We start from the raw sequence: 14,195 nt of genomic DNA, 5'->3' as shown, positions 1-14,195 counted from the left end.
CCGGGACGCAAGTCGTTCACCCGTTCCGGATCCTCAGGTCACATTGCGCGAATCGTAGCCTCATGGTGTGACTCAGAGATCGACGCACGTCGGCGCGCTGGACGGTCTGCGCGCGTTGGCGGTGCTCGCCGTGATCGGCTATCACAGCCGTGAGACGTGGATGCCCGGGGGCAAGTTCGGCGTCTCGGTGTTCTTCGTCCTGAGTGGCTACCTCATCACCGGAATCCTGTTGCGCGAGCTCGAGCGCAGCGGGCGCATCGACTTCAAGAGGTTCTTCGCTCGGCGCGCGCTGCGGCTGTTCCCGGCCCTCGTGGTCGTGGTGGTGATCGGTGGGGCGGTCCTCGCCGTCCTGCCCGGGGTCGCGCACCGCGCGGACTCGCTGCTCGGCGCCCTCGGAGCGATCACCTACACCGCCTCGCCGATCGCCGCGTCGGGAGAGCCCTTGGGGTCGTTCGCGCAGACGTGGACGCTCTCGGTCGAGGAGTACTTCTACCTGTTCTGGCCACTGCTGCTGCTCGCCATCGCCAAGGTCTTCCGACGCCGCATGGCCTCGATCGTCACGGGACTCGCGGTGATCGCGGCGGTGTACTGGATCGTGGAGCGACTGTGGTCCGGATGGTCGACCGAGCGGCTCTACTACGCGCCCGACACGCGCGCGGCCGGTCTGCTGATCGGGTGCGCGCTGGCCGTCCAGGTGGCCGAGGGGCATGTCAAGGTCCGTCCGTGGCACGCAGTGCTCGCGGCAGGGTTCGTGGTGGCCGAGATTGTCCTGCCCGTCGCGTACGTCGGCGATGACCTGGCGGTCGGCGTCGCCGCCGCCGTCATCATCGCCGCCGTCGCATCCCACGGTGAGAGTTGGCTCGCGGCGCTCCTGTCTCGCCGCCCCCTGACCTGGATCGGACGTCGCTCCTACGGCATCTACCTCTGGAACCCTGTGCTCGCGGCGATCGTGTCGGCGGTCGTCCCCTCACGGCTGCCACTCCTGCCGATCATCCTCGTCCTCAGTCTCGTCGTACCGGCGTTCTCGTACCGGTACGTCGAAATGCCATTCCTTCGGCTCAAGACACGCATGGACTCCGCGTCCCTGCGGTTCGCGGCCGTGGGCGCCACCTGACGGCGCCCGACTCCCCAGCAAAGTTCGGAGCTCCAGTGAACACCCCGTCTCTCGACCGCCCCCGGCGGTGGTCACGTCCTCGCTCCCTCGCGGCGTCCCTGGCCGCCCTTACGCTCGCGGGCGCCGCGGCCCTGGGGAGTGCGGCGGGCGCGTCCGCCGCGCCCGCGGACGGGTGCGCGCTTCGGACGCTGACGATCGCGGCGCACCAGGACGACGATCTGCTGTTCATGAACCCCGACCTGCTGCGGGACGTCGAAGCGGGCGCCTGCCTGACGACGGTCTTCCTGACCGCGGGTGACGCGGGCTCGGGCACCGCGTACTGGCAGGAGCGAGAGCGCGGCCCCGAGGCGGCGTACGCGACCATGCTCGGGATTCCGGACGACGCCGCCTGGCCGATCACCACGACGTCATTCGCTGGTCACGACGTGCGCGTCGCGACCAGCCCCGGTGACGGGCGCGTGCGCATCGCCTACCTGCGGCTCCCCGACGGGGATCAGACCGGCGCGGGGTTCCCCAACACCGGCGGCGTGTCCATGGCGCAGTTGTGGGACGGTCGCGTGGGCTCGCTTCAGCCGCTCGACGGCGGCCAGCCCTACACGCGTGCGGGCCTGGTCGCGACGCTCGCGGCCATCGCGGCCGACACCGCGCCCCAGACCGCGCGGGTCCAGGACGTGCGCGGCGTCGGCGGCGACCACTCTGACCACCGCGCGGCCGGCTGGTTCGCGCTCGAGGCGCTGACCGGCTTCGAGGGGCAGGTGACCGCCTACCGCGGATATGGCGCCGCCAGCGAGTCCCCGAACGTCTCCGGCGACCTGCTCACCCACAAGACCGCCGCCTTGCTCGCCTACGCGCGCCACGACCCGGCGCTGTGCGGCGCGGCGGCCTGCCCCGAGCCCGACAGCCCCCTCGCCAAGTGGAACGAGCGGCAGTACACCGCGCCCCTCGCCCGGTCGCTGACCCCTGTCCCGGGGCCGGCGCCGTACTCAGGGCCGAACCTCGCGCGCGCCGCCGCCGTGATGGCCTCGTCGGAGCTGACAGACCAGGAGGCCGTCAAGGCTGTCGACGGTGTGCGGGACGGGTATCCCGGGAACTCATCGGCCGAGTGGTCCTCGTGGTGGCAGGGCGCCGAGGCGTGGCTGGAGTTGGCGTGGGACGCGCCGCAGGCGGTCGACCGGGTCTACCTGTATGACCGGCCCAACGGCCTCGATCAGGTGACCAGTGGTGTGTTGACGTTCTCGGACGGTTCGACGGTGCCGGTGCCTGAGCTGGACAACGCGGGGGCGGCCACGGTGGTGACGTTCCCGCGGCGGGAGACGACCTCGATCCGGTTCGCCGTCACCGGCGTCTCCTCCTGGACCTCAGCCGTCGGCCTGTCGGAGATCGAGGTCTACGACGGCGACCCCAGCGGCGGTTCGGACCCGACGCCGACTCCGACGCCGACGCCGACTCCGACGCCGACCCCGGATCCGACGCCGACCCCGGATCCGACTCCGGACCCGACGCCGGATCCGACCCCGACTCCGGACCCGGATCCGTCGGTGGATCCGGTGACGCCTGGGGTGGGTGTGAATGTGGCTTTGGGTGCGCGGGTGTCGGCGTCGTCGGTCGCGCCGGGGCAGGAGGCGGTCAAGGCTGTCGATGGTGTGCTGGGTGGGTATCCCGGGGACTCGTCGGTGGAGTGGTCGTCGTGGTGGCAGGGCGTGGGGGCGTGGTTGGAGTTGGCGTGGGATGCGCCGCAGGTGGTGGATCGGGTGTACCTGTTTGACCGGCCGAATGGTGTGGATCAGGTGACGGGTGGTGTGTTGACGTTCTCGGACGGTTCGACGGTGGCGGTGCCGGCGTTGGACAACGCGGGGGCGGCGACGGTGGTGACGTTCCCGCAGCGGGCGACGAGTTCGATTCGGTTGACGGTGTCGTCGGTCAGTGGTGGGACGCAGAACGTGGGCCTGTCCGAGATGCAGGTCTTCCTCGGCGACCCTGACGCCTCGCCGGAACCGACCCCGACGCCGGATCCCACCCCGACGCCGGACCCGACGCCGACTCCGACGCCGACTCCGACGCCGACCCCGGACCCGACCCCGGATCCGACTCCGACGCCGGATCCGACGCCGGATCCGACGCCGGATCCGACTCCGGACCCGGATCCGTCGGTGGATCCGGTGACGCCTGGGGTGGGTGTGAATGTGGCTTTGGGTGCGCGGGTGTCGGCGTCGTCGGTCGCGCCGGGGCAGGAGGCGGTCAAGGCTGTCGATGGTGTGCTGGGTGGGTATCCCGGGGACTCGTCGGTGGAGTGGTCGTCGTGGTGGCAGGGCGTGGGGGCGTGGTTGGAGTTGGCGTGGGACGCGCCGCAGGTGGTGGATCGGGTGTACCTGTTTGACCGGCCGAATGGTGTGGATCAGGTGACGGGTGGTGTGTTGACGTTCTCGGACGGTTCGACGGTGGCGGTGCCGGCGTTGGACAACGCGGGGGCGGCGACGGTGGTGACGTTCCCGCAGCGGGCGACGAGTTCGATTCGGTTGACGGTGTCGTCGGTCAGTGGTGGGACGCAGAACGTGGGCCTGTCCGAGATGCAGGTCTTCCTCGGCGACCCTGACGCCTCGCCGGAACCGACCCCGACGCCGGATCCCACCCCGACGCCGGACCCGACGCCGACTCCGACGCCGACTCCGGACCCGACCCCGGATCCGACTCCGACGCCGGATCCGACGCCGGATCCGACGCCGGATCCGACTCCGGACCCGGATCCGTCGGTGGATCCGGTGACGCCTGGGGTGGGTGTGAATGTGGCTGTGGGTGCGCGGGTGTCGGCGTCGTCGGTCGCGCCGGGGCAGGAGGCGGTCAAGGCTGTCGATGGTGTGCTGGGTGGGTATCCCGGGGACTCGTCGGTGGAGTGGTCGTCGTGGTGGCAGGGCGTGGGGGCGTGGTTGGAGTTGGCGTGGGATGCGCCGCAGGTGGTGGATCGGGTCTACCTGTATGACCGGCCGAATGGTGTGGATCAGGTGACGGGTGGTGTGTTGACGTTCTCTGATGGTTCGACGGTGGCGGTGCCGGCGTTGGACAACGCGGGGGCGGCGACGGTGGTGACGTTCCCGCAGCGGGCGACGAGTTCGATCCGGTTGACGGTGTCGTCGGTCAGTGGTGGGACGCAGAATGTGGGCCTGTCGGAGATGCAGGTCTTCCTCGGCGACCCTGACGGAGCGGGATGACTCCCCGGCTCCTGGCCCGGGCCGCGTACCTCGCGGCCCGAGGGCTGACCGCGGTGACCGACGCAGTCCCGCCCCATCTTCGCTTCGGTCGCTGGCGACAGATGCTCACCCTGCTGGCCCCCCGGGAGGCGGTCGCCGTCGTTCCCCGACCCGCGGGGGAGAGGACGACGTCGGCGCACGCGGCCCGTGCGCGCCTGACGACGCGCGCTGACCTGCGGTGCGCGCTGATCGCCGGAGCGCTGGACAACGGCGGTGTCGAGATGGTGGTCTCGGCCCTCGCCCGCGGCCTGCCAGCGCACGGGGTCGACGTCGAGGTGATCTGCACGGTCGGGGGACGAGTCGCGCAGGAGTTGGAGCGCGCGGGCGTGACGGTCGCCGAGGTCGGCCCCGAGCGCCTGGCTGAGCATCTGTCCGCCACACGGCCCGACGTCATCCAGCTGCACCGGGCGGAGCGAGCGCTGATCGAGGCGGTCGATGGCTGCGCAGCCCCGGTGGCGCCGGTCTTCCACGCGATGGAGTCCTACCTGGACGGCAAGACGTGGGCGAGCCTGCGCCACCTCGCCGCTCAGGCCCCGTTCTGTGTCGCGGTGAGCGGGTCCGTCCAGCGGTACTTCGCGGCCCAGCTCGGCGCCACGCCCATCCACGTCGTCGTCAACGGAGTCGCGCAGAACGGCCTGGCCCGCGTGGACCGAAACCAGGCGCGGCGTGTGGTGGGCAGCGCCGCGGGCGTCGACGTGCGGGCGGACGACATCCTCGTCGTCGCGCTGCAGCGATACAGCGACCAGAAGAACCCCGCAGGACTCGTCGACGCCTTTCTGCGCGCGGCCGAACGCGAGCCGCGGCTGCGGCTCGTCGTCGCGGGAGCCCCCGACAGCTGGCTCGAGTACCGGCGCGCCGACATGCTGCGGCGGGCACACGCGCGGGGCGACCGCGTGAGCCTGCTGGGCGACTGCGACCCGAGTCCCGTCCTGTCGGCGGGCGACGTCTTCGCGCTCGACTCGTTCGCCGAGGGCGGGCCGATCGCGGCCGTGGAGGCCGTGGCGCTCGGACTGCCCGTCGTCATCTCGGACGTCGGGTTCGCGCGTGAGCTGGTGGCCTCGACGGGCGGTCGGGGCGTCGTCGTCCCGGTGGCCGCGCCGGGAACCTCCCCGGCCGCGATGGCCCGCCAGCGGGTGCGACGCCACCAGGCGAACCGGGAGGCCTTCGCGCGGGGTCTGCTCACCGCCGCGGGGCTTGGGCTTGCGACGGTGAGCGGGGCGCCGCACCCGTTCGCGGAGGCCGACATGGTCTCGCGGCACGCCGAACTGCTCAGGCAGGCGGCGGCACGAGGGGGCGAGCGTCGCCCCGAGTGGTCGGCCGGTTCACCCGGGTGAGGATGACCCGTGCCAGCCTGGCGAGCCGCGGCGCGCCGTAGCCTGAGTCCGCTGGTGACGAGAACGGGATTGATGGATGAAGCCGGACAGGGGCGAGCGGGAACCAGGGCCGGACCAATCAGGCCCGGCCATGGGCGGCGTCGCCCAGCGAGCCGCAGAACCGCCACCCGGGGGGCTCGCCAGGGCGGCCGCGACCGGTGTGGCGTGGACGACCCTGCAGACGTGGGCCATCCGGCTGACGGGCTTCGCGACGATCGCGCTGCTCGCACGGCTGCTCACACCGGCGGACTTCGGCCTCGTCGCCATCGCGACCGCCCTGCCGCCGATGCTGCAGCCGCTCGCCGACATGGGTCTGTCGACGTACATCCTGCAGGCCGACAAGCCGACCAAGCGGACCTACTCCACGGTCTTTTGGTACTCGGCCGGCGCAGGGATCGTGGTCACGCTGCTGCTGCTCGCCGCAGCGCCCCTCGTCGGGGTCGTGGTCGACTCGCCTGACGTGGTGCCGGTCAGCGCGGCGATCGCGCCGATGGCGCTGCTGGTCATCCTCGGGGCCGTGCCGGTCGCGATCCTGCGCCGCACCCTGCGCTTCCGCGCGCTCGCCATGATGTCGTTCGTCGCCGGTCTGATCGGCCAGGTGATCGCGGTCGCGATGGCGTTGGCGGGCTTCGGCGCCTGGGCTCTGGTGTGGCAGGCGCTCAGCGTCCAGCTCATCCAGCTCGTGCTGGCCTGGGTCGTGTCGCGGTTCCGCCCGCAGCTGACGTTCTCCCTCGCGGAGTTCAAGCACATGACCCGGTTCGGCGTGAAGGTGATCGGAGCCCACATCGCCGAGCCGGCCGGCCTGTGGGCGGTCAACGCCGTCATCGCCGGAGCCCTCGGCCCGGCGGGGCTCGGGTACGTGAACATCGCGCAGCGCCTGATCACGCTCTCGCAGGAGATGACGACGACGGCGCTGGGCCCGGTGACGACGGTGATGTTCTCGCGGATCCGGGGCGCCGCCGACAGGCTGCTGGCCGGGTACCTGCGCGCGGTGTCGGTCTCGACCGCGATCGTCGGCGTCGTGCTCGTCTTCGTGGCGGTCGGCGCCCCGCAACTGATTCCACTGCTCTTCGGCGGGCAGTGGGGACCGAGCGCCGGACCCGCCCAGGTGCTCGCCGTCGCGGGTCTCGCCGTGGCCATGACCGGGATCGACTCTGCGCTGTTCATCAGCGTCGGGCGGCCGGGCACGTGGTTCGCCTACTTCACCGGCCTTCAGATCATCACGGTCCTGGCGGCCATGGCCCTCGCCCCCCACGGGCTGATCGCCTATGCGCTGGGCGCCCTCGCCGCGGCGACGACGGGCGCGGTCGCCCGCTGGATCCTGGTCGGGCGTCTGCTGCACGCGCCGTGGTTCGCCGTCGCGACCCCGCTGCTGCGGACGCTGGCGCCCATAGCGGTCGCCGCGGGGTTCGGCTACGGGGTGAGCCTGCTAGTCGCGGGGCTGCCGCGCGTCGCGGCGTTGGCCGTCATCGGGGTCGTCGTCGTCGTCGCGTTCGCCGGAGCGCTCCGCCTGGCCGTCCGTCCCACGTGGGACGAGCTCAGCCGCCTCGCGGCGAGCGCGTGGGGCCTCCTGCGACGGCGCTCGCGCCGGGGCGCGGGCGGCGAGGACTCGGCTGATGGGGACTCGACTCCGGCCGAGCAGACCACCGTGACCGTCTGACGCCCGCGGCAACCCGCTGCGGCGCGCGGCCAGCGCGAGCCGAGCCGCCGAGGCCGCCCGTCGGGGGGCGCGCGGCCTCAGCCCGCGGCGTGCTGCGGGCGGGCGGGGAACCCGTTCCACCAGCGCGCGCGCTCGCGCCAGCCAACCCGCCAGCCCTGGCCCTTGCCGGTCAGGCGGGCGCCCGCGGCGCGCAGCCCGACGCCGAGGCGCAGCAGTCCGACGGCCAGCGCCGCGGCGACGGGCGGGAAGTGGGTGCGCGAGTAGGTCACCTTGCCCGCCAGCGCGAGCAGCATCGAGCCCTCCGAGCCGGGGGAGGACTCTCCCACCCCATGCACCACCTCGGCGTCCGGCGTGATGACGGGACGCAGCCCGAGTCGGCGCGCGCGGGCGGACAGGTCGACGTCCTCGCCGTAGACGAAGTAGCGCTCATCGAGGCCGCCGAGCCGGTCCCACGTCGCCCGATCGACGAGCAGCAGGCATCCGGTCACCGACCCCACCTCGCGGACCGTGTCACGCTGCCACCGCCCCAGGGACTCGGGGTCGAAGACCGACGAGCCGCGGAACGCCGTCGACAGGCCGAGCGCGAAGCACGCGGTGCTCCACAGACTCGGCAGCCCCGCGCACGAGGTGGGCTCGAGCGAGCCGTCCGGACGCAGGGTGCGCCCGCCGTACAGGCCGTGGCCGGGGTTGCGTTCGGCGAAGTCCACCAGATTGCGCAGCGAGCCCGGCCTCGCCTCGGTGTCCGGGTTGAGGAGCAGAACCCAGTCGGAGGCGACGGCGCGGGCGCCGGCGTTGACGGCGGCCGCAAAGCCGGCGTTGTGCGCGTTGCGGATCAGCACGGTCTGCGGGTGGTCACGCTCGACGACGTCGGCGGTCGCGTCCGCGGACGCGTTGTCGACGACCACCACCTGGGCGCAGCGACCGTCGAGCGCGGCGGGAAGCGCGCGCAGGCACCGGCCGATCCAGTCGGCGCTGTTGTAGGTGACGAGCACGATCGCGAGCTCGGGAGCGCTCACCGCTGCTCTCCTCGCTTGCGGATCACGCGCGCGGGCACGCCCGCGGCCAGGACGCCGGGCGGCAGGTCCTTCGTGACGACGGAGCCTGCGGCGACCACGGAGCCGTCCCCGATGGACACTCCGGGAAGGACGACCACCCGCGCGCCGAGCCACGTGTTCGCGCCGATCGTCACGTCCGCCTCACGCTTGGGCGCCGCCATGACGGGACCGGGGACGGCGTCGAAGTCATAGTTCGAGGCCGTGACGAACACGTCGGGTGCGAACAGGGCATGGTCGCCGATCACGATGCGGCCGGTCGAGTCGCCCGCCCACAGCGAGCACGACGCGCCGATCTGGGCGCCGGCCCCGACGCTGACGCGCCGGCCGTTGCGGACCGAGACCGTCGGCGAGATCCGGGCGCCCGCGCCGACGCTCGCCTCGCGCAGCTCGGCGCCGTCGTAGCCCAAGAAGTTGGCGACGCGCGCCCACTGGCGCCACGTCGACGGCCGCACGACCCGTAAGAGCCCCGCGCGGGCCCCGTGGCGCAGTCCCATCGTGTCTCCTGTCCGCCCGCGGCGATCCCCCGCCCCTCGTGCGGGGCGCCCTCGTACAGGTCGACACTAATGGCCCGGTGCGGGCGCGTCGGCGTGCGTCTGCGCAGATCACCCGCAGTTCACCCCGCCTGGCGCGCTCCGTTGGCGCCGGCCCGTCTAGGGTGACGCGCAAAGGGGAGGGATACCACGATGGGCACTGGGCAAGACCGGCCTGCGGGGGGCCTGCGCGTGTTGGTCATCCCCTCGACAGTGTTCTTTCCGCCATACCCGGAGGAGTTGCCGCGCTACCGCGACGCCGGCGTCGAGCCGAGGGCGTGGATCAACGAGGTCTCGGCCGACCTCACCTTCCTCGACCAGCGGCTGGCGACCAACCCGCCGCGCTGGCTGCGCGCGCTCTACCGGCCGCTGCCGATGTGGGCGGTCCAGGTCGCCGAGGCCTACCGCGTGGGGCACCGGTATGACGTGGTGTTCTGCTGGTCGGTGGCCGACGTGGCGCTCGTGCTCGCCGCGGCCCTCAAGCTCACCTTCCGCAGGCTGCCCGTCGTCGCCCTGTTCACCCGGGTCTCGGAGGCCAAGAAGGCAGCGCTGCTGCGGCGGGTGCACACGCACCTGACCTCGATCATCCTGCCGCCCGTCACGCAGCGCGAGTTCGCCGTCGAACGGCTCGGCGTACCCGCCGAGAAGCTGGTCGACCTGCCCTGGACCGTCGACACCGAGTTCTGGAGCGATCGCGACGATCTGCCGCATGAGCCGGCGACGGTCTGCGCCGCGGGCGGAGAGATGCGTGACTACGCGACCTTGGTGCGCGCCATGGACGGTCTCGACATCCCGTGCCACATCGCCGGCAGCCTCGACACGTCCAGCCGCGAGTGGTGGCGTGACGACGTCAGCGGCCAGCGCGACGCGCTGCCGCCGAACGTCACCCTCGGACCGATGGACAAGGTGAGCCTGCGCGCGCTGTACGCCCGCGCCCGCGTCGTCGTGGTGCCCCTGCGGCACACCGACAGCGACAACGGGATCACGTGCATGGACGAGGCGTGGTCGATGGGCAAGCCCGTCGTCGTCTCCCAGGTGGCGGGCCAACGCGACGCGTTCGTGGGCGGCACGCACGGGCAGTGGACGCCCGTCGGTGACGTCCAGGCGCTGCGGGAGGCCATCGTCGCGCTGTGGAACGACCCGGCGCGGGCCGAGGCCATGGGGGCCGCGGGTCGCGCCCTGGTGACCGAGTCCTTCGACCACCGGGTCTTCGCCGACGGCGTCACCGCCGTGCTGAGCGACGCGGCCCGGCTCACGCGCCGGCGTCGCCGAGCGCGGGGGCGGGGCGCTGCCCGCTCTGCCCGGTGAGGTTCCACGCCGCGCCCACACACCCGATGACCAGGAACAGCGTGCCCGCCGCGATCGGGAACGCCAGCCCGTCGAAGAACGCCATGATCAGGCCCATCGCCGCCATCGAGGCGAGCATCGCCTGCGACTGCGTGGCCAGGACGACGTCGTCGCCCGCCCGCGCGGCGCAGCGGCGCGCCACGACCATCGCCGTGACGATCATGCCGAGGAACGCGACCGTGCCGACGATCCCGACCTCGACGAGCAGGGTCAGGTACTCGTCGTCGAAGATCTGGTAGAGGGGCTGGAAGGAGCCGAAGCCGCGGCCGAAGACCAGGTGGTTCTTCGCGATGTCGAACGCCGCGTCCCACGCCCCGGTGCGGGAGTCGGCGCTCCCGTCAGACGTGGTGAACAGGCCGCGGATCGTGCCGATCATCCCGGGCACCGCCACATAGACGGCGCCCAGCATGACGACCCCCACCCACACGGCGCGGGCGCGGACCCGCCGCGGCCACGTCGGCAGGAGGATCAGCACGCCGACCGCCGAGCAGATGAGCGCCGACCGTGACACCGAGAGCAACGACGCGAGGGCGAGCACCAACGCCGGATACCAGCGTCGCAGCGTCCCTGGGCGGTAGAGGAAGATGCTGGCGTTGACGGCCAGCGGGAGCGCCGCCGCCAGGACGGTCGAGTACTCCAGGGCCTGCATCGCAGTCCCCGCCGCGCGCGCGAACCCACCGCGCTCGGACACCCCGAGGGCGAGCGACGTGAACCCGGGCAGCGTGAGCCCGCCCAGCAGCTGCCGACCCGTGACGAACTGGGCGATGCCCAGCGTCGCCATCGCCGCGCCCGCGATCACGACCCGCTTGATCAGCACGATGAGGCGCTCGCGGGTGTGGATGCCGTCGATCGCCAGCAGGGCCGGCCCGATCAGGCTGGCCAGGCGGATGAGCGAGGTCTCGCTGGGGCTGCGCTCCGCGATGGGCAGTCCGCGCGCGGCGCCGCCGATGTAGCTGACGACGGCTGCGACCGCGAAGACCGCCAGCGCGATCCGGATCGGCTGGACTTGGCGGAAGGGCGAGGCCTGACGGCGGATGAGCTCGGCGAACCACCACAGCAGGCAGGCGATGCCGACGAAGTGGCACACCCGCCCCAGCGAGCCGAGCGCCGCGATCGCCGTGCCAGACGGGATGCCGTAGAGCACCACCATGTAGATGGTCAGCATGCTCACGGCGTCAAAGCCGCGCCGCCGCTGGGGCTGGACCGCGCCGACGAGCGTCGGGGTGGCGGAGGTCATGTCCGGTCGAGGGTGTGGCGCACGCGCCGGGTGCGGCCGTGCGCGGTCACCACGATGCCAGGGGAGGTTGTGAGGTCCGCGGACGCGGACGCGAGCGAGTCGCCCGCGGAGGGCGGCAGCAGCGCGTGGTCGGCGATGTCGGGATCGACAGGGTCGGGCTCGACGGGGTCGTCGAGCTCGACGCCGTGACGCGACCGCCGGTTCTCCGCGGCCTTGCGCCGCCGCGCCACCAGGCGGACGTCGATGAAGATCGTGAGCAGCACGCCGACGACGCCCAGGACGGCCCCGGTGAGCCCGGTGAGCTTCAGCCGATCGCTGTTCACCGTGGACGGCGAGGTGTCCTCGCCGACCTGGACGATGCCCGAGAGCGTGTCCTGAGGCGCGTTCACCTGCTCCTGGACCCGGTCGAGCTGCACCTGGGCCGCAGCCTGGACGGCGTTGAGCATCGCCGTCGTCTCTCCGGGCGTCGGCCCGACCGCGGTGATCAGCACGACCGGGCTCTGCGTCGCGTAGTCCGGGTCCACGGAGAAGTCGGCGCCGTCGTGCTCCTGCAGGAGGGGGCCGCGCACGGACCCTGACCCCAGCGAGCGCAGCAGCAGGTCACGCTGGTAGGTCAGTCCACCGAGGTAGAGCAGCGGGTTCGCGCCCTCGGCCACGCTGGCGGGGCCGGGCACCAGAACGATGCTGGCCGTCTGCTGGTACGTGGGCGGCACCGTGACGAAGACGGCGTAGGCGCCGCCGAGGGTGAGTGCGAGCGTCAGGACGGTCAGGTACCACCGCCGCGTCAGGCTCTTGAGCACGTCAGCGATCTGCACGGGGGAGCCTCCTTTCCACAGGGGCGAAGACGGACAGGCGTCTGCGCACCGCCTGAGTGACGGTCGCGCGGGCGTCTGTCAGCCGGATCACCGAGTCGGGGCCGCCGATCCACAGCACGAGGAGCTTGACCACGCGGCGGGAGGCGTCGCGCAGCACTCGACGGGGCGCGCGGATCAGCCGATCCGTCAGCCGGTCGCCCGTGGTGGGCTCGGGAAGGTCGTCGATCGCGACGACGAACAGCCGGCCATACGGTCGCGGGCTGACCAGGCGGCCACGCACCCGGTTGCTCACGTTGGTCCTGTGCACCACCTGAAGCCAACCCGGCGCCCCGCTGACGCGGACGGCGGGCATGTGCACATCCAGCCGGTTGTGCCAGTCGGCCCAGCAGGTCATCGCGCCCTGCCAGGGCTCGACGACCGAGCAGAACGCGTTGGAGCGGTCGCGCCGGGCGAACAGTTGGGCGCCCTGGAGGATCAGGCCGTTCTCGAGGTAGAGCGCGGCGCGCCCGGTCTGGGACGCGCCGGCGGCGCGCAGCCGTGCGACGAAGTCGACGGCGACGGCGTCGTCGTTGTCGAGGTTCGTGGTCAGCAGGTGGTCTGGGGGCGAGCCCAGCACCGCGGCGATGTCCGCGACCATCTCGGCCGGTCCGACGGCCTCGCGGCGCAGCGCGGTGAACGCCCCCGGCGCGGTGCGCTCGACCCACTCCATGAACCACGGCGGGCTGGCGGGGTCGATGTAGACGATCCAGGTGAAGTCACGGTCTGTCTGCGCCCTCATGCTGGGCAGGCAATAGGTCTCGAAGAGTTCGACGCGATTGCGCAGCCATCCCTCTTTCGCCCGGATGAATGACTCAGCTCCCGGGGACGGCAGGTTAAACCGTGTGACAATGACGTGGCCGAGTGACTGGCTCACTGAAGACCTCCGCAGGCCTTGGGGAAGGAGATCGGGCGACGATGGCGATGGGTGATCTCCGAACCTCGCGTGTGCGCTGGATCGTGGTGCTCGTCGGCCTGGTGCTGACCGCCGCGGCGTGCTGGCAGGTCTCTCGTCCGCAGCCGTTGTACTGGCTGCGTGGCGAGGTGCGGGTCCTGGCGCCCGGCGCGCACGTCGACGACCTTCCCGACTACGAGTTCGAGTCCGGCCTGATCACGTTCGCCGTGATGCTGGAGCGGGAGTACAACGGCGGCGAGCCGATCCGGCTGGGCAGCTCCGAGGCGACGTTGTGGGGCGCGGGCGTGCGGGACGGCGACTCGGTGCTGATGCTCAAGGGCGGCAACCAGTGGGTCAACTCGTTCTCCATGCCGCGGTTGCTGGTCGAGGTCGTCGGCGCGGACCCCGTCGCCGTCGAGGAGCGGTACGTGGCGATCGTCGGGGAGCTGCAGGACGACGCCGCTCGGCTCCAGGGCGAGCAGGGCATCGCGCCGGCGGCGCAGATGACCGTTCAGCCGGTGCTCGATCACGTCCCCGTCTCCTACGTCGGCTCCGACACCGGCGGGCTCGCCCGCGCGGTGCTGATGACCGGTCTGCTGGGTCTGTCCGTCACGGTCGCGGGCGCCGTCATCATCGACCGGCGGCTGGGCCGCCGGCGCATGAGCGTCCCCGTCTTGGTGGAGCCGGACCCGCAGCGCCTTGTCACGGCCTCGAATGGCGCAGTGACCGATTAGCCCGGACATGTGCACCGTCCCTCCCCTGGGGTCGTCTGCCACGCTAGTTCATCGCCTTGGCCCGGCTTGAGGGCGTTCGGGGTGAAATCGACGGTCCGCGGGTGAACGTCGCCCCGGGAGCCCGGGCGCCGTTCCTAACGCACGGCGCCGAAGG

11 protein-coding genes are annotated in these 14,195 nt (G+C 72.2%); 6 read left to right on the top strand and 5 right to left on the bottom strand.

Features of this window, described 5'->3' with window-relative positions; translation table 11 throughout:
• Positions 1–67: 67 nt before the first annotated feature.
• From EV386_RS10800 to EV386_RS10770, 4 genes are all read left to right on the top strand, one after another.
• Positions 68–1,114: an acyltransferase family protein gene (locus tag EV386_RS10800; RefSeq protein WP_130414884.1), complete on the top strand. Its 1,047-nt coding sequence runs from the start codon at positions 68–70 to the stop codon at positions 1,112–1,114.
• Positions 1,115–1,149: 35 nt separating this feature from the next.
• Positions 1,150–4,320 (top strand): DUF7402 domain-containing protein, encoded by a 3,171-nt coding sequence (locus EV386_RS18845; protein ID WP_165399895.1) that lies wholly within the window; start codon positions 1,150–1,152, stop codon positions 4,318–4,320.
• Positions 4,317–5,693 carry a glycosyltransferase gene (locus tag EV386_RS10775; RefSeq protein WP_130414876.1) on the top strand — a complete coding sequence of 459 codons (1,377 nt, stop codon included), beginning with the start codon at positions 4,317–4,319 and terminating at the stop codon, positions 5,691–5,693. Before EV386_RS18845 ends, EV386_RS10775 begins: the two co-directional genes overlap by 4 nt.
• Positions 5,694–5,892: 199 nt before the next feature.
• Entirely contained in the window at positions 5,893–7,392 is a 1,500-nt protein-coding gene (locus EV386_RS10770; protein WP_165399894.1) for an oligosaccharide flippase family protein, read from the top strand.
• A gap of 77 nt (positions 7,393–7,469) precedes the next feature.
• Here the strand turns inward: EV386_RS10770 and EV386_RS10765 are convergent, their stop codons facing one another.
• Positions 7,470–8,408: a glycosyltransferase family 2 protein gene (locus tag EV386_RS10765; protein WP_130414872.1), complete on the bottom strand. Its 939-nt coding sequence runs from the start codon at positions 8,406–8,408 to the stop codon at positions 7,470–7,472.
• Entirely contained in the window at positions 8,405–8,941 is a 537-nt protein-coding gene (locus EV386_RS18310; protein ID WP_165399893.1) for an acyltransferase, read from the bottom strand. Before EV386_RS18310 ends, EV386_RS10765 begins: the two co-directional genes overlap by 4 nt.
• A gap of 189 nt (positions 8,942–9,130) precedes the next feature.
• Between EV386_RS18310 and EV386_RS10750 the strand changes: the two genes are divergently transcribed.
• Positions 9,131–10,285 (top strand): glycosyltransferase family 4 protein, encoded by a 1,155-nt coding sequence (locus EV386_RS10750; RefSeq protein ID WP_130414866.1) that lies wholly within the window; start codon positions 9,131–9,133, stop codon positions 10,283–10,285.
• Here EV386_RS10750 and EV386_RS10745 read toward each other — a convergent pair.
• The 3 genes from EV386_RS10745 to EV386_RS10735 are packed head-to-tail and all read right to left on the bottom strand — an operon-like array spanning position 10,230 to position 13,289.
• Complete coding sequence (locus tag EV386_RS10745) at positions 10,230–11,561, bottom strand: O-antigen ligase family protein (RefSeq protein WP_130414864.1); 1,332 nt, start codon at positions 11,559–11,561, stop codon at positions 10,230–10,232. The genes EV386_RS10750 and EV386_RS10745 overlap by 56 nt on opposite strands.
• On the bottom strand, positions 11,558–12,376 hold the full coding sequence (locus EV386_RS10740; RefSeq protein WP_130414862.1) for a YveK family protein: 819 nt from the start codon (positions 12,374–12,376) through the stop codon (positions 11,558–11,560). Before EV386_RS10740 ends, EV386_RS10745 begins: the two co-directional genes overlap by 4 nt.
• Positions 12,363–13,289: a glycosyltransferase gene (locus EV386_RS10735; protein WP_130414860.1), complete on the bottom strand. Its 927-nt coding sequence runs from the start codon at positions 13,287–13,289 to the stop codon at positions 12,363–12,365. The genes EV386_RS10740 and EV386_RS10735 overlap by 14 nt, the downstream gene beginning before the upstream one ends.
• A 47-nt stretch (positions 13,290–13,336) precedes the next feature.
• On the opposite strand from EV386_RS10735, the gene EV386_RS10730 reads away from it, so the two are divergent.
• The gene (locus EV386_RS10730) at positions 13,337–14,041 is read left to right on the top strand and encodes a hypothetical protein (RefSeq protein ID WP_130414858.1); all 705 of its coding nucleotides are present in this window, start codon (positions 13,337–13,339) and stop codon (positions 14,039–14,041) included.
• Positions 14,042–14,195 lie beyond the last annotated feature (154 nt).

It is taken from the genome of Xylanimonas ulmi, assembly GCF_004216535.1.
GTDB classification, from domain to species: domain Bacteria; phylum Actinomycetota; class Actinomycetes; order Actinomycetales; family Cellulomonadaceae; genus Xylanimonas; species Xylanimonas ulmi.
This window is presented reverse-complemented; position numbering and strand designations above follow the sequence as displayed.